Here is a 17,784-nt window from a genome sequence, read left to right on the forward strand (position 1 = left end):
CGGCAAACCCCTTTACACGGCCATCCGCGAACGCGGCCACAGCAGTACCGCCAGCTTCAACATCCTGGCCAGAAAGCTGGCCAAGATCGCCTGGGGCGTCTTCAAGAGCGGTCGGGACTTTGATCCAGCCATGCTGAAAGTGGGTCAAGCCTGCTTCCAGCAGGCTTGACCACAAACATAGGATCTCGGCTCTACGGGGGATGCCTCAGCGGTACAGGTACCCGAACACGGCATGGCCCACCTGGAACAGGCTGATGCCCAGCACCAGCACGCCCACCGCGACCAGCACCCAGCGTTCCTTCACCCGCTTCACCAGCACCGCCGCCACCGGCGCGGCCATCATGCCGCCGATCAGCAGGCCGGCGACGATCTGCAGGTGCTGCACCCCCATCGACAGCAGGAAGGTCGCTGATACCGTCAGCGTGACCACGAATTCCGCAGCGTTCACCGTGCCGATCGTGGTCCGTGCCAGGCCACCACGGGCGAGCAGGGTGGAGGTCGCCACCGGGCCCCAGCCGCCGCCGCCGCTGGCATCGAGCAGGCCAGCAAAGAATCCCAGTACCGGCACCCGTCGGATCTCGCCCTTGGGCATCCAGCGCCCCGCAGCGCGCGCCAGGATGATGATGGCCAGCACCAGCAGGTACAGGTAGATCAGTGGGCGGATCAGGTCGCCAGGGACCTGTGTCAGCACATACGCGCCGAGTGCGCCGCCCAGGGCGCCGGGCAGGGCGAGGCGGAAGAACAGGCGCTTGTCGACATTGCCGGCGACCAGATGCGACACACCGGAGGCCCCGGTGGTGAACACTTCAGCGGTATGCACGCTGGCGCTGACCTGTGCGGGAGGCAGCCCCATGCTGAGCAGCACTGAGGAAGAAACCAGCCCGAATGCCATGCCCAGCGCACCATCGACCAGCTGTGCGCCGAGGCCGATAAGGATGAACCACCAGAATTCACTGCTCAGCTCCATGGATCGAGCCTAGCGGAAGCGGGTGTGCGGGACATGCGATGGTACGTCGCACGTACGGCGATCCGCCGGGCATGGCCCGGCGCTATCGGTGGAGGTCTTGTGGCAGCGCCGGGCCATGCCCGGCGGACACCGGGTGGTCAACGGGTGCCGTACAGCACCACGGTCTTGCCGCGGGCGTGCAGCAGGCCGTCGGTCTGCAGCTTCTTCAGCACCCGGCCGGCCATTTCGCGCGAGCAACCGACCAGACGGGCCAGTTCCTGGCGTGAGACGCGCAGCTGGCTGCCCTGCGGATGCGTCATCGACTCCGGTTCCTGCGCCAGATCGTGCAGCGTGCGCACGATACGGTCGGTGACATCCAGGAAGGCCAGACGGCTGGCCTTGCGGCTGGTGTCCAGCAGGCGCTTGGAGATCTGCTGGCCCAGCGCGTACAGCAGGCGCGGGGCATCGGCCGACAGCGGGCCGAGGAACAGCTGATGCAGGCGCTCGTAGCTGATTTCGGCCAGCTCACACGCGGTGCGGGTACGCAGGATCACCTCGCGGCGGTCCGACTCCACGAACAGGCCCATCTCGCCGACGAACTCACCGGCGCCGAAATAGCCCAGCACCAGTTCACGGTCCTCTTCCTCCTCGGCCATGATCGAAACCGAGCCGCTGATGACGTAATACAGGGTGCCTGCCGGGTCACCGGGTCGGAAGACGTCGGTACGGGTGGGATAGCGCCGCCTGTGGCTGTGTGCCAGGAAGCGGTCGATTGTTGCGATGTCCAAGGCCAATGGGCTGCTAGCTAGGCGCACGGTTGACACGATAGGGGCGCTCCCTCTGCGCATGAACGGATTCACGGGGTCGATAGCGGAGCTTAACCAGCGCAATTGTTAAGGGCAAACAGTGTGCCAGAACCTGAGCGTCTTCACGTTCCCCCTGGAGACACTTATGCCGCATAATTCCCCCTTTCCCTTCTTACACAGGAATCGACCGCCGTGGTCAAGCCGTTGCCTCGCCTGAGGTTGCAGGGTTTCAACAACCTCACCAAGGCGCTGAGCTTCAACATCTATGACGTGTGTTACGCGCGCACCGAAGAGGAGCGTCAGCGTTACATTGAATACATCGATGAAGAGTACAACGCCGACAGGCTTACTCAAATCTTGACCGATGTCGCTGAGATCATCGGCGCCAACATCCTCAACGTGGCGCGCCAGGATTACGATCCGCAGGGTGCCTCGGTGACGATCCTGATCTCCGAAGAGCCGGTGATCGACAAGAAGCAGGCCGGCAAGGAGTTGATTTCCGATGCCGTGGTCGCGCACATGGACAAGTCGCACATCACCGTGCACACCTATCCGGAAACGCACCCGCAGGAAGGCATTGCCACCTTCCGCGCCGATATCGACGTGGCTACCTGCGGCGTCATTTCGCCGTTGAAGGCACTGAACTACCTGATCGAGAGCCTGGAATCGGACATCGTGATCATGGACTACCGTGTCCGTGGCTTCACGCGTGATGTGAAGGGCAAGAAGCACTACATCGATCACAAGATCAACTCGATCCAGAACTTCCTGGCCAAGAACATCAAGTCGCGTTACGAGATGTTCGACGTCAACGTCTACCAGGAAAACATCTTCCACACGAAGATGCACCTGAAGGACTTCGACCTGGACCAGTACCTGTTCGAGGAGAAGGCCAAGAACATCTCGTTCAAGGAACGCATGAAGATCGAAGCGCTGCTGCGTCGTGAGATCGAAGAGCTGTTCCACGGCCGCAACCTGGCTGAGTGACCCCTGTGCGATGCCGTGAGGCATCGCCACCCAGGCGGGACGCCCCGCCCCGTGGAGCCTGCGCTTGGCGCAATCTTCAGTTCCACGGCGATGTACCGACCTACGGCCCGGTGTGAAAACACCGGGCCGTTTCGTTTTTCTCAAAAAAGGTAAGGAGCCCCCACCCATGCCCTGGATCTATCTGCTGCTGGCCGGTCTGTTCGAGATCGGATTCGCCCTTGGAATGAAGTACTCCGAAGGTTTCAGCAAACCCGTGCCGACCGCCCTGACGGTGGTGTCGGCCCTGATCAGCCTGTACCTCATGAGCCAGGCGATGAAGAACATTCCGGTCGGCACGGCCTATGCGATCTGGACCGGTATCGGCGCCTTGGGCGTGACGGTGCTGGGCATCTATCTGTTCAACGACAGCGCCTCGCCGGCACGCCTGGCCTGCGTGGGCCTGATCGTGGCCGGCGTCATCGGCCTGAAGCTGGTGTCACCGAATTGAAGGGTGGCCCGACCAACGGTCGGGCCCCACCGCCTGGTGCGCCAGACCCGCACCGCCTGGTGCGGTAGGCCCCAACCGTGTGGTTGGGTAGGGCCCCACCGTGTGCTTTGGTAGGCACCCACCGTTGGTGGGGGCTCCCCCTCAAATGCGGTAGGCAATGGTCTTCATCACCTTGGAGGCCAGCGCCATCGCGCCGGGGATCGGGAACGGCAGGCGGCGGGCGCCGGCCTGCTCCGCATGCTCGGCATGCCGGGCCTCGTCTTCCTTCATCACCCGGATGACCGCGCGGCTGCGCAGATCGCCGGCCGGCAGGTCGACCAGGTGTTCGTCCAGATGGGCTTCCACCTGGCGCTCGGTCTCGACCACGAAACCCAGGTTCCAGCCATCGCCACGCAGCCCGGCCAGGGTGCCGATGGTGTAGCTGCCGGCGTACCAGAGCGGATTGAACAGGCTCGGGCGGCTGTCCAGCTCGCCCAGACGGGTGGCGCACCACGCCAGGTGATCGGTCTCTTCCTGGGCCGCCTCCAGCAGATGCTCGCGGGTCGCCTGATCGCGCGCCACCGCGGCCTGGCCGAAGTACAGGCCCTGGGCGCAGACCTCGCCGACATGGTTGATACGCATCAGCCCGGCCGCGTGGCGACGCTGCGCGCTGTCCATGCCGGGCTCGCCGGTGTCCGTGGCCGGATAGGGGCGGCTGGCCGGCGGGTTGCCGAACACCGTGTCCAGGGCGCGCTGCGCCTCGGTCAGCAGGTGGTCCAGCGGAGTGGTCTGGCGAAGCACGGTCATGGCGGCACGGCGTGGAGCGGGGGAGGCCCGATTCTCGCCCGGCCCCGGCCCCCTGCCAACCCGGGGCGCAAGCCGGGTTGCACCCGCCAGCCAAGCTGCGTACAATGCCGCCCCTTACGCTCCACCTTTCACAACGCGTGGCAGAGTTCCGGCGAGTCCTTCGCCGCAATGAGCCCGACCTAACCAAGAGTTCTTCATGAGCACTTTCACTGCCAAGAACGAGACCGTCCAGCGCGACTGGTACCTCGTCGACGCCGAGGGCAAGACCCTGGGCCGTCTCTGCACCGAGCTGGCCCGCCGTCTGCGTGGCAAGCACAAGCCGGTCTACACCCCGCACGTTGATACCGGCGACTACCTGGTCGTCATCAATGCAGAAAAGATTGTCGTCACCGGCAAGAAGCTGCAGGACAAGATGTATCACCGTTTCACCGGTTACATCGGCAACCTGAAGACCGAATCCCTCGCCCAGGCGCTTGAGCGCCACCCGGAGCGCGTGATCGAGACCGCCGTCAAGGGCATGCTGCCGAAGGGCACGCTGGGTCGCCAGATGTACCGCAAGCTCAAGGTCTACGCCGGCACTGAGCATCCGCACGCCGCACAGCAGCCGCAGGTTCTGGATATCTAATCATGGCTATCACTCAAAACTACGGCACTGGCCGCCGCAAGTCCTCCACCGCTCGCGTGTTCCTGCGCAAGGGTTCGGGCAACATCACCGTCAATGGCCGTCCGCTGGACGAGTTCTTCGGCCGTGAGACCGCTCGCATGATCGTGCGCCAGCCGCTCGAGCTGACCAAGAACACCGAGAGCTTCGACATCCTGGTCACCGCCGCTGGCGGCGGCACCACCGGCCAGGCCGGTGCGATCCGTCTGGGCATCGCCCGTGCTCTGGTCGAGTACGACGAAACCCTGAAGTCCGAGTTGCGCAAGGCTGGCTTCATGACCCGCGACGCCCGCGAAGTCGAACGTAAGAAGGTCGGTCTGCACAAGGCCCGCCGCGCCACCCAGTTCTCCAAGCGCTGATCTGCCGCGCCTGGTTGGGCTCCCTCGGGAGCCCGCTGGCTGGAAAAGCAAAAGCCCGGCTTCGGCCGGGCTTTTGTCGTTCTGGGGCTGCGCATTTCGAGGTTGCCGGCCAGCGGCCAGCGCTCCTCGTGGTTCCGCATACCCGACCCCGGAGTTCTGTCTGGAGGAGAGGCCCCTTGATGTTCAAGGGGGTGCGCCGACAGGCGCAGGGATAAGGTGAAATGCGTGACCAGATTAAACGCAAAAGGCCAGATCTTTCGATCTGGCCTTTTGCATTTAATTTGGCTGCCCCTGATGGATTCGAACCACCGATGCCTGAGTCAGAGTCAGGTGCCTTACCGCTTGGCTAAGGGGCAATGTAACGTGTAACTATTTTCTCACTTTTCACATTGAAAAACAACTTCAACGTGGTGGCTATGGGTGGACTCGAACCACCGACCCCAGCATTATGAGTGCTGTGCTCTAACCGGCTGAGCTACATAGCCTTGGTGAGCCCGCTATTCTGCTGATGTGTACAAGGACTGTCAACACCTTTGTATCGTGCTTGTGGCCCGACAGACGGCATGGGATAGTCCCAACCAGTAGATTTTCTTAGGAGTCCGCATCGTGATCGATCCGGACGGCTATCGACCGAACGTCGGCATCGTGCTGATGCGGCAGGACGGGCAGGTGTTCTGGGCACGACGTGTGCGCCGGGATGGCTGGCAGTTCCCGCAGGGTGGCATGAACACCGACGAGACGCCTGTCGAGGCCATGTATCGTGAACTGCAGGAAGAGACCGGGCTGTTGCCGGAGCACGTTGAAGTGCTTGGGGCGACACCGGGCTGGCTGCGTTACAAGCTGCCGGCGCGGGCCATCCGCCGTAATGAACGCCAGGTCTGCATCGGCCAGAAGCAGGTCTGGTTCCTGCTGCGCCTGACCGGTGACGAGGCGCACGTCAGCCTGGACCATACCGACTCGCCCGAGTTCGATCATTGGCGCTGGGTCGACTTCTGGTATCCGGTGGAGCATGTGGTGGTGTTCAAGCGTGGCGTCTATGCGCGCGCGCTGCGACATCTGGCGCCGTTGGCCCAGGGGGTGGCGGGGCAGGGCATCAGTGCCATGCCCAAGAGCGCTGCCGAAGCCTGGATGCCAGGCCACGCCGCCGGCCATGACAGGCCCAGGAAGCGCACACCCATGCGCGGCGGGTACTGGCCGCGGAAAGCCAAGGGTGAACCGGGGGCGGTTTGACGCGCAGGCTGCGCAACAAGCAGGGCGATCGGTCGCAACGCAGCGCTGCCGGCTATTTCCGGCAAGGACTGGTTGTCCGCCTGGCAAGCCTCCCCTGGCTGTTGTTGAGCGTGGTGGTTCTCGGCGACCTCGCATGGATGCCGCTTGCGCTGGGGGCGTGCCTCGCCTTCGCGACCTGTGCAGGTGCGCTGTTGCTGGCGGACCACCTGCTGCGGCTGAGAGCGGCAGGCGGGGGCGTGCAGTGGCTGATCGTCTTCTTCAGTGCACCGGTGCTGACGCTAGCGCTGCTGCGTCTGTAGCCCCCTCATGGCGGGCCGGTTCGGCGGGACGCTGAACCGTATCGAGAATGGTTCAGGTCTCTGATTGACAACCATTCTCGTTTCCATTGGAATAGCGACCAGGCCGCTACTGGCCTGCTGCCCTGGTTCCCGCCTGTGTACGTCTGCATCTGCAACGGTGTTACCGACCACCAGATCCGCGAAGCCGCCAGTCATGGCGTAACGTCGGTGGCCGAGTTGACCATGCGTACCGGATGCGGCGCCACCTGCGGTTCCTGCCTGGACATGGCCGGCGACCTGCTGGCCAAGGCGCGTGCCACCCACGATCTGCCGCTGCCGGTACTGGGTCTGGCGCAGGTCGCCTGAGTCGTTTCGCGGCGCGTTGACGCCGCGCTCTCCTGATATTCATTGCTGGCCGCACTGGCCAATGCGCACGATTCGCGTTCCTTCACGCGCGCGCGCAAGGCGTTACAGTGCCCGCGATTTCAGCGTGCAGGAGCATCCCCATGAAGGGCGACACCAAGGTCATCGAATTCCTCAACAAGGTCCTCTACAACGAGCTGACCGCGATCAACCAGTACTTCCTGCACGCCAAGATGCTGAAGAACTGGGGCATCAAGGAACTGGCCGAACACGAGTACAAGGAATCGATCGAGGAAATGAAGCATGCCGACATGCTCGCCGATCGCATCCTGTTCCTCGAAGGCCTGCCGAACTTCCAGGCGCTGGGCAAGCTGCGCATCGGTGAGAACCCGACCGAGATCCTGCAGTGCGATCTGTCGCTGGAACGCGATGGCGTGGTCACCCTGCGCGAGGCCGTGGCCTACGCCGATTCGGTCGGCGACTACGTCAGCCGCCAGCTGTTCGTGAAGATCCTCGACTCCGAAGAAGAGCACATCGACTGGCTGGAAACCCAGCTGGAGCTGATCGAGCGCATCGGTGAGCCGAAGTACCTGCTGAGCAAGCTCGAAGAATGATTCAGCGTGCCTGGCCGGCGAGGTAGCCGGTCAGCGCCACGCGCGCGCGGGCGAACTCCGCCACCAGCAGCGCTACTGCCACGGCGGGGCGCTGCAGGCTGCCACTGCGGGCTTCGTGTTCGATCCGCCGCGCCACTGCTGACAGCGACAGCGCGCCGACGTTGGCGCTGGAGGATTTCAGGCTGTGCGACAGCGCCTGCAGGCGCTCTATGTCGTTGCCCTGCGCTGCCTGCTGCAACTGCTGCACCAGCTGCGGTGCGTCTTCCAGGAACACCGCCACGATCTGTGCAGCGGCATCGCCGATCACCGCGTGCAGTTCATCCAGCACGCTGCGATCAAGCACCGGCTGGGGAGTCGGGGTCGAACGTGCTCCTTCATCACGCGGGCTCTCGCCGTCACGCATGCTCGTCGTTGCGGGGAGTTCCACGGGTTCCGGCAGCGCTGCATGTCCGCGATCCGCGGATATCCGGCCCCAACGCTGCAGCAAGGCATGCAGCGTTTCGCGCGCGATCGGCTTGGACAGGTAATCGTCCATGCCCGCCTGCAGACAGCGTTCGCGATCACCGGCCATGGCGTTCGCAGTCATCGCGATGATCGGCAGCCGCGTGCGGCCCGCATCGGCTTCTTCCCTGCGCCAGCGCTGTGTTGCGCTGTAACCATCGAGCACCGGCATCTGGCAGTCCATCAGCACGACGTCGATCCCACCTTCGCGCAACAGTGCGAGGGCCTGCTCGCCGTCGGCGGCGTTGCGCACCTGGCACTGGAAGACACGTAGCAGGTGCTCGGCCACCATCCGGTTGACCGTGTTGTCCTCGACCAGCAGGACACGCAGATCCAATGACGGCAGCGTGGCCGCCGGCTGTGCGTCTTCGGCATTGGCCAGCAGCGCTGCCGGACGTGCGGTGGCGGTTGGCTGCGCCAGCAGCGCGTGCAGGGCGGCATCAGTGAAGGTGCTGTGCAGCTGCTGCTGGCGCGGCCGCAGCGTGACCGGATCGTCCTGCAGCCACAGCACCTGCAGCGTGTCGTCGGCACCGCGCTCGGCCAGGGCCCGCTGCAGGGCCGCCTCGCCATTGCGGCGTTGGCGCGCGTCGATCAGCAGCCATGCCGGTGTGCTCTGGCCCGGGCGTGGTGCTGCGCGCAGACGTTCCATGGCCTCATCAATACTGGCCAGCAGCTGTACCTGCAGGCCATGGTGCGCGGCGACGCGTTCGATGCGTGGCTGCAGCTGTGCATCGGCGGTGTACAGCAGCAGCGCTGTCGGCGAACGTGCCAGCGCCGGCAGATCGCCGGGGACCTTCAACAGCGGTATTTCAAACCAGAACGTTGCACCCTGTCCCGGCGTGGACCGTACGCCGATGTCACCCTGCATCAGGTCGGTGATGCGCTTGCAGATGGCCAGGCCCAGGCCGGTGCCACCGTAGATGCGTGTGGTCGACGCGTCGGCCTGGCTGAAGGACTGGAACAGCCGCGCCTGCTGGGCCTCATCGATGCCGATGCCGGTGTCGATCACTTCAAAACGCAGCTGGTGCTGGGCGGGGCCTTCGCCCAGCCGCTGCACGCGCAGCTGCACCTGGCCACGTGCGGTGAACTTGATGGCATTGGCCAGCAGGTTGCCCAGTACCTGGCGCAGGCGCACCGGGTCGCCGCGTACCGGCAGGCGCACGGCCGGATCCAGTTGCAGGCTCAGCGTCAGGCCCTTGGTTTCGGCGGCACGCTGCAGCAGCTGCACCACACCGTCGAGCAGTTCGCGCAGGTTGAAGCTGGTGATCTCCAGTTCCAGTGCCTGTGCTTCCAGTCGCGAGTAATCGAGGATGTCATCGACGATGCGCAGCAGCTGCTGCGAGCTGGCCGAGGCAGTGGCCAGCATCTGCCGCTGGTCCTCGCCGAGCGGACCACGGGCGATCAGCTCCAGCATCGGCAGGATGCCGTTGAGCGGCGTGCGGATCTCGTGGCTCATGGTGGCCAGGAACTCGCCCTTGGCCAGCACGGCGGCTTCGGCGGCCTGCTTGGCCTGCAGCAGCTGATGTTCCAGCTGCCCCTGGCGCTCGGTGGTGCGCCGCAGCTGGTCGCGCTCGCTGGTCAGGGTGATGCGGTCGCGCTGCAGTGCCGCCAGCGCGTGACTGCGCGAACGCAATCGCAGGCCCAGTACCAGCAGGGCGATGATGGCCAGTGCCAACGCCGCCAGCAGCGCGACCGTCGATGACACTCAGAGCACCGCGTTGTGGAAGTCGAAGTTCAGGTCGCTGCCGGCCGACTGCACCATGTTGCCCTGGATGTAATCGACACCACCGACCCACATCGCGGCCGCTGCCTGCGGATCCTCGATCTGCTGGCCGATGATCTGCAGGCCGGCGGCATGCGCCTGCTCGATCGATCGGCGCAGTTCTTCGCGCGTATCCGGGTTGGAGTTGCTGCTGGAAAAACGTGCGGCCATGCGCACGAACGACAGCGGCAGCTGGGTGAGCAGGGCAAGCGCTTCGCTGCCCGGTTCGAACTGGCTCAGGCAGAAGCGCACGCCGACGCTGGCCATGCGCTGGCAGAACTGCTGCAACGGCACGGTGTGGATCAGCGCATCGGGCAGGCGCACGTCGATCACCAGCGCGCTGCCGGGCAGGCGGCGTTGCTGCAGCGATTCCAGCAGCCAGTCGGCGAACGCATCGCGCTGCAGGGTGCGCAGCGACTGCGAGACGAACAGGTTCAGCGGCTGGGTGGCGTGGCGATACAGGTCGAGCAGGCCCATCGCATGCTCCAGTACCTGCTGGTCAAGATCGGCGATGCGGCCGGCGGCTTCGGCTGCGGGAATCACCTGGCCGGCGGTCAGCACGCTGCCATCGGCCCGGCGCAGGCGCAGCAGCAGCTGGTACTGCGCGCTGCTGCCGCCGGCGACGGCGACGATCGGCTGGTAAGCGAGCTCCAGCTGGCCTTCCAGCAGCGCCAGGTGCTCCTGCTCGGTGGTCACCTGGCGATGCACGTGGCCGGCCACGCCGGCGCTGAGCAGGCGCGCTTGCAGGGTGGTGCGTTCGACCGCTTCCAGGGCGCTGTTGGCATCGTCGAAACCCGGCGACAGCGGCGCGTAGCCGACCACACCACGCAGGTGCACCGACTCGTCGTCGCGGATCACGAAGGCGCGCGCGGACAACTGCTCGCGCAGGGTGCCGGCAATCGCTTCCAGGCTGTCCTCATCGGTGTTGCGCGCCAGCAGCAGGAAGCTGTTGTCATTCAGGCGTGCCAACAGGTGCGGATGGCCAGCTTCGGCAAGACGTTGCCCGGCCTGCACCATCAGCCGCTCGAAGGCCGCGTAGCCGTAGCGCTCGCGCAGCCCCAACGCGCTGGAGATTTCCACGAAGAACACGCCACCGCGTTCGTGCTGGGCAAGCGTTGCGTTGAGCTGCTGCAGCACGTGGTGGCGCGTGGGGAGCCCGGTTTCCGGATTGCTGGTGGCCGGTGCGCCGTTGGCACCCGGCAGGGTCGCGGCCTGCGCGCGTGCGCGGCGGATGCGGTTGGCCACCGCGGCAATCAGGTGGCGCGGCCGGATCGGCTTGCTCAGGTAATCGTCGGCGCCGCAGTCGAGCACCTCGAACTGGCGCTCCGGGTCCGGGTCTCCGCTGAGGAACACGATCGGCAGCAACTGCATGCCGGGCTGCTGGCGGATCATCGCGGTCAGCCGCATGCCATCCAGCCCGGGCAGGTGCAGATCCATCAGGATCAGGTCCGGGCGTTGCTCGCGGATGGCCTGCTGCACGCCATCGGCGTCGCCAAGCACGATCGCCTGCATGCCGGCGCCGTGCAGCACGCTCTGCGCGAACAGTGCCTGGGCACGGTCGTCTTCTACGATCAGCACGCGGTAGGGCGAGTCGGCGTCGACAGGCGCCATGTCACTGTTGCCGGCCTCCGGCAGTGTCGCGGTGGAGGGCAGGGGCGGCGGAGCAGCCAGCCGGGTACCGTCGCTGGGTGCTGACAGGGTGGATGCCTGTTGCATTGCCGGTACTGCCTCGGCAGGCGTCGCCGCAGCCAAGGGGGCGGCCCAACGTTGCCAATGATCGGCCGGAGGGGTTTCAGCGCGTCCCGGGCGGGGGCCCGCGGCGGATTCGTTTGCGGCCATCGATGCTCCTGGTGTTCGCGGCCATTATGCGACAAGCCTGCCGATCAGCCGGTACGCGGTTGCCGTTGTCCGTCGTCGCTGCCGCCACGTGCCAACCAGCGCACGCTTTTCCACAAGGTGCGCCAGACCAGCCAGACCAGCAGTGCACCGGCCAGGCTGCAGGCCAGCACCACCACCAGCGCGATCCATGGATGCGCCAGCGCGAGCGCCAGCCCGCCGATCACCACGGTATCTTCGGCTGCAGAAGCGACCCAGTTGCTGGCCGGTTCCGGTGAGGTGTTGAGCAGGGCGCGGGTGCCAGCCTTCAGGCCGTGGCTGGCCAGTGCAACGCCCGCGCCGGCCACCAGTGCACCGGTGCCCAGGTCGCCATCGGGCGACAGTGTCGCTGCCGCAAGGAAGGCACCGGCGGGCACGCGCGCAAGTGTCTGCACCAGGTCCCAGGCGGAATCCACGCCGGGAATCTTGTCCGCGAAGAATTCGGCGATGGCCAGCGCCGCCGATGTGCCCAGCACCCACCACGATTCGGTGGCCTGCAGCGCCGGCGGCAGGTCGACCCAGCCGAGCAGGCCGGCAATGCCGACCCCGAAGACGGTGAGGTAGACGCGGATGCCGGCCAGCCAGGCCAGCAGGATGCCGATCACGAACAGGTGGGCTTCGGTCATGGCGGGCTCCGGCGGCGGAACTGTGCGGGGTGCCACACTATCGACGATGGAGTGGCTGAATGCCACCGCCCGCTGCCGGCCGGCACGGGGGAAACCTGCCGTTCCTGTCATACACTAGCCCGTCGTTTGCCCCAGGGGCCGTACTGGCGTCGCCACTGCGATGCCACGGAGACTACCCATGAACAACCGCCCTCCCATGCGTGTGCAGGTCCGCCTTCCCGGTGCGCCGCAACCCCCCGCCGACCGCCGTCGCCTGCTGGTGATCGCGGGCATCTGGCTGCTGAGCCTGGTGCTTGCGGTGCTGGGTGGCTGCTGGCTGGGCGCGCCGCGCGGTGAACAGGGCCAGCGCGTGCAGGCGGCCGAGAAGCGCGCCGATACCCTGCAGACCCAGCTGACCGAGTTGCAGCAGAAGCAGGCCACGCTGGAAGCGTCCGACCGCATCAGCCGCGCCGCCAACAACGAAGTGCAGTCTTCGCTGGCCGAGCGCGATGAAGAGATCGCCGGCCTGCGCGCTGACGTCGCCTTCTACGAACGCCTGGTGGGCTCGACCAGCCAGCGCAAGGGTCTGAACACCCATTCGATTGAATTCAGCCCGGAATCGGCCGGCACCTGGCAGTACAGCGTGGTGCTCACCCAGAACCTCAACCGGGGCGCGATCAGCCAGGGGCAGATGCGTTTCACGGTGGAAGGCGTGAAGAACGGCAAGCTGGCCACCATCAGCTGGGACGAGCTGCACCAGCGCAGCAAGGTGCCGGGACAGGATTACTCGTTCCGGTACTTCCAGCAGCTCACCGGCAGCGTGATGCTGCCGGCTGACTTCACCCCGCAACGGGTGAAGGTGACATTGGGGAGTGGTGCGGGGGGCACCACGCAGGTATTCGACTGGAAACAGGCCGGCGCACCGGCCAGCAAAGGGGAGTAGGCAGATGTTCGGAAGCAGCAAATCGAGCCGTGATGGCCAACTGGTGGTGGATGCCCTGATCGGCAACCAGGTGGTGATCCGTGGCGATGTGGAATTCAGTGGTGGCCTGTACGTGGAAGGTCGCATCCACGGCAAGGTGATCGCCCAGGAGGGCGCCAGCGCGGCGACCCTGACCCTCGCCGAGCATGGCGTGATCGAGGGTGAGATCCGTGCCCAGGTGGTGGTCATCAGTGGCCGCTTGGACGGCGACGTGCATGCCACCGAGAAGGTTGAACTGACCCCGAGTGCCCGGGTCAACGGCAACGTTCATTACCAGGTGGTGGAAATGAACGCGGGTGCCCAGCTGAACGGCCGGCTGATCCATGCCAGCGCCCCGATGCAGGCCCTGCCAGCGCCGGAGAGCGGGGAAGCCGGTGACGGCAAGGGCGACACCGCCGCACGCCGCAAGCTGGCCGAGGCGATGGCTTGAAAGCGATCGCCGGCGCCCCCATGCTGAGCCCATGAACACGCTCGTCTCCCTCCCCGGCGCCACGCCGGCCGCCGCCCCCGACTACCAGTCGCTGGATCGGCCGCTGAACTTCACCGAAGCCGCTGCGGCCAAGGTCAAGGAACTGATCCAGGACGAGGGCAACCCCGACCTGTCGTTGCGGGTGTACATCGAGGGCGGCGGTTGTTCGGGCTTCCAGTACGGGTTCGAGTTCGACGAGAACCGTGCCGGCGATGACCTGGCGGTGCAGACCAGCGGGGTCACCCTGCTGGTCGATCCGCTCAGCCTGCAGTACCTGATGGGCGCCGAGGTGGATTACACCGAGAGCCTGACCGGTGCGCAGTTCGTGATCCGCAATCCGAATGCCAAGACCACCTGCGGCTGCGGCAGCAGTTTCAGCATGTAATTGCAGGGCGTGGGGCATGCGCCCCGCGCGGTGCCGTCCGTAGATCCACGCCATGCGTGGATGGCTTTTCCTGCACCCATAAGCGGGTTTCCGCAACGTCTGCGGCTTGCCACCCGCATCGATTGGCGGCAGGCTAGCTGGATGCTCACTTCTCCTTCGCCGCTTTCCGGTTTTGCCTTCGTGGGTGAACCGTTGGAGCGCGCCGATGCCATGCGCGAAGATGCCGATGCTCTGGCGCGCCTGTGGCCGGATGCGCGCATTCTTGTCCTGGACCAGGACGGCACCGCCTTCACCGGTGATGACGACCAGCCGCTGGCGCTGACCGGCGCTGATGTCGGTGGCGGGCCCGGGGTCGCGATCTTCCTCGGCCTGCGTGGCGAGCAGGCGTGGTTCTCGGTGGAAGCTGCCAGCGTGACCGTCACCGCGCCACGCCGGCTCGATCTGCGCCAGGCCGCCCTGCTGTGGACCGTGGCCGATGCGACCGCCTTCAGCTACGCCCGCGGCATGTCCTACTGGCAATCGCGGACCCGCTTCTGCGGCGTCTGCGGCACGGCCGTGACGTTCGCCCGTGGCGGCTTCGTTGGCCGCTGCCCGCAGTGCGCGACCGAGCACTACCCGCGCGTCGACCCGGCCGTGATCGTTGCCGTGGAAAACCAGGGACGGCTGTTGCTGGGCCGCCAGTCCAACTGGGCGCCGCGCCGCTATTCGGTGCTGGCCGGCTTTGTCGAGCCGGGCGAGACCTTCGAGCAGACCGTCGCGCGCGAAGTGCACGAAGAGAGCAAGGTGCGGGTGACCGCCTGCCAGTACCTGGGCTCGCAGCCCTGGCCGTTCCCGGGTGCATTGATGGTCGGTTTTCGTGCGCAGGCACAGGACGATGTGCCGACCGTGGACGGCGAGCTGGAAGACGCGCGCTGGTTCAGCGCCGAGGAAGTCGGCGCGGCCCTCGCACGTGACGTCGAGGACGATGGTGAAGGCATCCGTCTGTCACCGCCGATCTCCATTTCGCGGGGGCTGATCGAGCATTGGTACCGCCAGCAACCGGCGGCCGGCGGCGCCAGCATTGCCGCCACCTGAACACGCTGCCGGTTACAGTACGGTTCACCGCTGACGGCGGCGCTGCGACAGGTAAGGTAGCGACGCCGAACGCTTGCTCGTAGGGAGACCTGCCATGTTCACCACCCTGGTCGCCGTGTTGGTGGCACTGGCCCTTGGCCATGTCGCCCCGGCCGCTGCCGCGTCGCTGCGCCGTTTCGACGGCTTCCGGCGCTGGCTGGGCTGGCTGGACGCGCGCGGTGGTCGTACCTGGCAGGGAGCGGCCGGCGTGGCGCTGGCGATCGTACCGCCACTGCTGCTGATGGCAATGGTTGCCTGGCTGCTGCGCGGGGTGCTGTTCGGCCTTCCGGCGCTGCTGCTGGGCGTGGCCGTGCTGGCCTGGTGCTGGGGCCCGCGGGATCTGGACCGCGACATCGAAGCGATCATCGATGCCGATGATGCACCGACCCGGCAGGCGGCGGTACGCAACCTGCAGTCGGCCGGTGGCAGCCTGCGCGAGGATGTTCCTTCGCTGGTCGAGGCGACCGTGCTGAACGCACTGCGGCGCTGGTTCGCGGTGCTGTTCTGGTTCCTGCTGCTGGGCCCGGTGGGTGCGCTCGGTTATCGCCTGCTGGCACTGATGGCGGAAAGCCCGATGCGTGCGCGCGTGCCGGTGGAACCGCTGGCGCTGGCGCAGCGGCTGCTGGGCTGGATCGAGTGGCCGGTGGCGCAGTTGATGGCGTTCTCGATGGCGCTGGTCGGCAACTTCGACACGGCCTGGAAGGCATGGCGGCAGGCGCATGGTGAGCGCCTGGCCGGCGGCATTGGTTTCCTGGGCGCGGTGGCGCGTGCCAGCGTCAATGCCGAATTGCGCGAAGATGCGCACGATTACACCGAAGCCGGCCTGCTGCCGGTGTGGCAGCGGCTGCCGGACCTGCGTGATGCGATGAGCCTGGTGTGGCGGATGCTGCTGCTGTGGCTGGCAGTGCTGGCGTTGCTGGTGATCGCAGGCTGGGTGACGTAGTTGCTTTGCAGGGCTTGCAGCCCTGCACCTGCAGAGGCCAAAGCCAAAGCCAAAGCCAAAGCGGCTCTGGGTTGCTGAGGGTTGGGCGGGGCGGTGTGGGGCTGCAGGACACGCCGTGAACCCATCCATGGGGGCTCGATGGCGCCATCCATGGCGCCAACGGTCCTGCAGCCCCACACCGCCCCACCCCCGACAGGTTCCGGCGGCTGTTGGTAGGTGTCGACCTTGGTCGACACGGTAGATCCACGCCATGCGTGGATGCAGAGCGAAGCGATCCGCTTCCGCTTTTGCTTTTGATCTTCTCTTTCTTTTCCGTGGTGGACGCGCACGGAAATTGTCCGTGGCCGGGCGGGTGGGTTGCGCAGGGGCGTGAGCCGCATGGATGCGGCGACCGAGCTTACATGGACGTACTTGCAGCGGCCCCTGCGCAGCCCACCCGCCCGGCCAACCCCAACGGCTTCTGCTTCCAGCGACCAACCACGAGGGGCTGCGCCGTTGGCGGGAAACTACACCGGAGCCAGCGCAGTGAACGGCGCCCACGGCAGGTTGCGCAGCACGGCATAGCCAGGCAGCAGCCACAGCCAGAACGTAGGACTGGCCAGTACCCGCATCAGCGGATCGAGCACGCGCGGGCGCACGCCGGCTGTGTTGAGCAGCATCAGGAACAGGAAGGGCAGGCTGATGACCAGCAACGGGTTCATCGCCATCGCGCCGGGCAGGTCGAAGTGGACCAGGGAATACAGGCAGCGCGTGCTGCCGCAGCCGGGGCAGTAGAAGCCGGTCAGTGCATACAGCGGGCAGCCCGGCAGCGGATTGCCGGAGACATACGGATTGACGTGGCGCAGGACCACGGCTGCACCCGCGGCCAAGCCGGAAGCAGCCAGCAGCGGAGCCCAGCGGGCAAGACGGGAACGCGCGGGAAGTGCGGACATGCAGGAGCGGGATCCGGCGCGTGGCCGGACCCCGTCGCGGGCATCAGTAGCTGCCGTTGCCGCCGCTCAGGGCGCCCAGGCCGCCAACGGCCATGATCACGATGACGTACAGCACCATGACGACGACGGCGGCGATGGCCGACCAGATGGCCCACTTCTTGGCCTTGTCGGCCGATTCACGGGCACCGGCGACGTCGCCGGCAGCCAGCTTGCCGTTGACCTGTGCGGCGTAGACGATCGACACGATGCCGGCCGGCAGGCAGCAGAACAGGGTGGACAGGATGGCCCAGACCAGATTGTTGGGGACCTGCGGGGTACTGGTGTTCATGGTTCAAGCTCCTCGATGGGTGGTGGTGGTGAATCAAAGGTCGGATAGAGTGCCCAGCACGGCCAAGCCGCCGAACAGCCCGAACCACAACAGCAACAGGACCGGCAGGGCCGCGGCCGAAGCCACCGCCCACCAGCCCGCCTTGCGCGACGCGCTGTATGCCCCCGGCAGGTCACCGGCCGCGCGGCGACCATCGACCTGGGCGGCATACACGATCGACACCACGCCCAACGGCAGGCAGCAGAACAGCGTCGTCAGGATCGCCCAGACCAGATGGTTGGGGATGTAGACCGGACGGCTGAGCGGTGGCGGTTGATTCAAAGCAAGACTCCATTCCTTGGCGGTCGGCGTGTCGTAGACAGGCCGAACCTC

The 17,784-nt window shown here is 66.1% G+C and carries 22 protein-coding genes and 2 tRNA genes; 13 read left to right on the top strand and 11 right to left on the bottom strand.

Going from position 1 to position 17,784, the window contains the following annotated elements; genetic code table 11:
- Positions 1-205 precede the first annotated feature (205 nt).
- Positions 206-967: a sulfite exporter TauE/SafE family protein gene (locus CR919_RS13345; RefSeq protein ID WP_099820428.1), complete on the bottom strand. Its 762-nt coding sequence runs from the start codon at positions 965-967 to the stop codon at positions 206-208.
- A 137-nt stretch (positions 968-1,104) separates the two neighbouring features.
- Complete coding sequence (gene crp, locus CR919_RS13350) at positions 1,105-1,794, bottom strand: cAMP-activated global transcriptional regulator CRP (RefSeq protein ID WP_089238148.1); 690 nt, start codon at positions 1,792-1,794, stop codon at positions 1,105-1,107.
- Positions 1,795-1,944: 150 nt separating this feature from the next.
- Here crp and speD point away from each other — a divergent pair, with 150 nt between their 5' ends.
- Together speD and sugE are read left to right on the top strand one after the other, a co-directional pair.
- On the top strand, positions 1,945-2,739 hold the full coding sequence (gene speD, locus CR919_RS13355) for an adenosylmethionine decarboxylase (protein WP_025874620.1): 795 nt from the start codon (positions 1,945-1,947) through the stop codon (positions 2,737-2,739).
- Positions 2,740-2,905: 166 nt separating this feature from the next.
- Positions 2,906-3,226 carry a quaternary ammonium compound efflux SMR transporter SugE gene (gene sugE, locus CR919_RS13360; protein WP_099820429.1) on the top strand — a complete coding sequence of 107 codons (321 nt, stop codon included), beginning with the start codon at positions 2,906-2,908 and terminating at the stop codon, positions 3,224-3,226.
- Positions 3,227-3,367: 141 nt separating this feature from the next.
- On the opposite strand, the gene coq7 is transcribed toward sugE, so the two are convergent.
- Positions 3,368-4,012: a 2-polyprenyl-3-methyl-6-methoxy-1,4-benzoquinone monooxygenase gene (gene coq7 / locus CR919_RS13365; RefSeq protein ID WP_099820430.1), complete on the bottom strand. Its 645-nt coding sequence runs from the start codon at positions 4,010-4,012 to the stop codon at positions 3,368-3,370.
- Positions 4,013-4,208: 196 nt separating this feature from the next.
- Here coq7 and rplM point away from each other — a divergent pair, with 196 nt between their 5' ends.
- Positions 4,209-4,637, top strand: coding sequence for a 50S ribosomal protein L13 (rplM, locus tag CR919_RS13370; RefSeq protein WP_025874623.1), 429 nt, complete (start codon positions 4,209-4,211; stop codon positions 4,635-4,637).
- A gap of 2 nt (positions 4,638-4,639) precedes the next feature.
- Positions 4,640-5,032, top strand: coding sequence for a 30S ribosomal protein S9 (gene rpsI, locus CR919_RS13375; RefSeq protein ID WP_005411311.1), 393 nt, complete (start codon positions 4,640-4,642; stop codon positions 5,030-5,032).
- A gap of 282 nt (positions 5,033-5,314) precedes the next feature.
- Here the strand turns inward: rpsI and CR919_RS13380 are convergent.
- Both CR919_RS13380 and CR919_RS13385 read right to left on the bottom strand, forming a co-directional pair.
- A tRNA-Gln gene (locus CR919_RS13380) sits at positions 5,315-5,388 on the bottom strand.
- A gap of 52 nt (positions 5,389-5,440) precedes the next feature.
- A tRNA-Met gene (locus tag CR919_RS13385) sits at positions 5,441-5,517 on the bottom strand.
- Positions 5,518-5,638: 121 nt separating this feature from the next.
- On the opposite strand from CR919_RS13385, the gene CR919_RS13390 reads away from it, so the two are divergent.
- The 4 genes from CR919_RS13390 (at position 5,639) to bfr (ending at position 7,517) form a co-directional block, all read left to right on the top strand.
- Positions 5,639-6,262 carry an RNA pyrophosphohydrolase gene (locus CR919_RS13390; protein ID WP_025874624.1) on the top strand — a complete coding sequence of 208 codons (624 nt, stop codon included), beginning with the start codon at positions 5,639-5,641 and terminating at the stop codon, positions 6,260-6,262.
- On the top strand, positions 6,259-6,561 hold the full coding sequence (locus CR919_RS13395; RefSeq protein ID WP_243380173.1) for a hypothetical protein: 303 nt from the start codon (positions 6,259-6,261) through the stop codon (positions 6,559-6,561). The genes CR919_RS13390 and CR919_RS13395 overlap by 4 nt, the downstream gene beginning before the upstream one ends.
- 135 nt (positions 6,562-6,696) lie before the next feature.
- Positions 6,697-6,906, top strand: a complete 210-nt coding sequence (locus CR919_RS13400) for a bacterioferritin-associated ferredoxin (RefSeq protein ID WP_089237360.1) — start codon at positions 6,697-6,699, stop codon at positions 6,904-6,906.
- Between the two features lie 140 nt (positions 6,907-7,046).
- Positions 7,047-7,517, top strand: coding sequence for a bacterioferritin (gene bfr, locus CR919_RS13405; RefSeq protein ID WP_025874625.1), 471 nt, complete (start codon positions 7,047-7,049; stop codon positions 7,515-7,517).
- Position 7,518: 1 nt separating this feature from the next.
- Here the strand turns inward: bfr and CR919_RS13410 are convergent, their stop codons facing one another.
- Genes CR919_RS13410 through CR919_RS13420 form a run of 3 tightly spaced genes read right to left on the bottom strand, consistent with a single transcriptional unit; the run spans position 7,519 to position 12,281 of the window.
- On the bottom strand, positions 7,519-9,723 hold the full coding sequence (locus CR919_RS13410; protein WP_099820431.1) for a hybrid sensor histidine kinase/response regulator: 2,205 nt from the start codon (positions 9,721-9,723) through the stop codon (positions 7,519-7,521).
- Positions 9,724-11,619 (bottom strand): EAL domain-containing protein, encoded by a 1,896-nt coding sequence (locus CR919_RS13415; protein ID WP_099820432.1) that lies wholly within the window; start codon positions 11,617-11,619, stop codon positions 9,724-9,726. It lies immediately after the preceding gene.
- A 44-nt stretch (positions 11,620-11,663) separates the two neighbouring features.
- Complete coding sequence (locus CR919_RS13420; protein WP_025874628.1) at positions 11,664-12,281, bottom strand: DUF4126 domain-containing protein; 618 nt, start codon at positions 12,279-12,281, stop codon at positions 11,664-11,666.
- Positions 12,282-12,459: 178 nt separating this feature from the next.
- Here CR919_RS13420 and CR919_RS13425 point away from each other — a divergent pair, with 178 nt between their 5' ends.
- From CR919_RS13425 to ampE, 5 genes are all read left to right on the top strand, one after another.
- Complete coding sequence (locus CR919_RS13425; protein WP_099820433.1) at positions 12,460-13,203, top strand: DUF6776 family protein; 744 nt, start codon at positions 12,460-12,462, stop codon at positions 13,201-13,203.
- A gap of 4 nt (positions 13,204-13,207) precedes the next feature.
- Positions 13,208-13,672 (top strand): polymer-forming cytoskeletal protein, encoded by a 465-nt coding sequence (locus tag CR919_RS13430; RefSeq protein WP_099820434.1) that lies wholly within the window; start codon positions 13,208-13,210, stop codon positions 13,670-13,672.
- 31 nt (positions 13,673-13,703) lie between these two features.
- Positions 13,704-14,096, top strand: coding sequence for an iron-sulfur cluster insertion protein ErpA (gene erpA / locus CR919_RS13435; RefSeq protein WP_025874631.1), 393 nt, complete (start codon positions 13,704-13,706; stop codon positions 14,094-14,096).
- Positions 14,097-14,237: 141 nt separating this feature from the next.
- On the top strand, positions 14,238-15,170 hold the full coding sequence (gene nudC, locus CR919_RS13440) for an NAD(+) diphosphatase (RefSeq protein WP_099820435.1): 933 nt from the start codon (positions 14,238-14,240) through the stop codon (positions 15,168-15,170).
- A 94-nt stretch (positions 15,171-15,264) separates the two neighbouring features.
- Positions 15,265-16,152, top strand: coding sequence for a regulatory signaling modulator protein AmpE (gene ampE / locus CR919_RS13445; protein ID WP_099820436.1), 888 nt, complete (start codon positions 15,265-15,267; stop codon positions 16,150-16,152).
- 506 nt (positions 16,153-16,658) lie between these two features.
- Here ampE and CR919_RS13450 read toward each other — a convergent pair.
- Genes CR919_RS13450 through CR919_RS13460 form a run of 3 tightly spaced genes read right to left on the bottom strand, consistent with a single transcriptional unit; the run spans position 16,659 to position 17,733 of the window.
- Positions 16,659-17,084 carry a DUF2752 domain-containing protein gene (locus tag CR919_RS13450; protein WP_099820437.1) on the bottom strand — a complete coding sequence of 142 codons (426 nt, stop codon included), beginning with the start codon at positions 17,082-17,084 and terminating at the stop codon, positions 16,659-16,661.
- Positions 17,085-17,127: 43 nt separating this feature from the next.
- Positions 17,128-17,412, bottom strand: a complete 285-nt coding sequence (locus tag CR919_RS13455) for a CD225/dispanin family protein (protein WP_099820438.1) — start codon at positions 17,410-17,412, stop codon at positions 17,128-17,130.
- A gap of 33 nt (positions 17,413-17,445) precedes the next feature.
- Positions 17,446-17,733 (bottom strand): CD225/dispanin family protein, encoded by a 288-nt coding sequence (locus CR919_RS13460; protein ID WP_099820439.1) that lies wholly within the window; start codon positions 17,731-17,733, stop codon positions 17,446-17,448.
- Positions 17,734-17,784 lie beyond the last annotated feature (51 nt).

The organism is Stenotrophomonas sp. LMG 10879, from assembly GCF_002750935.1.
GTDB classification, from domain to species: domain Bacteria; phylum Pseudomonadota; class Gammaproteobacteria; order Xanthomonadales; family Xanthomonadaceae; genus Stenotrophomonas; species Stenotrophomonas lactitubi_B.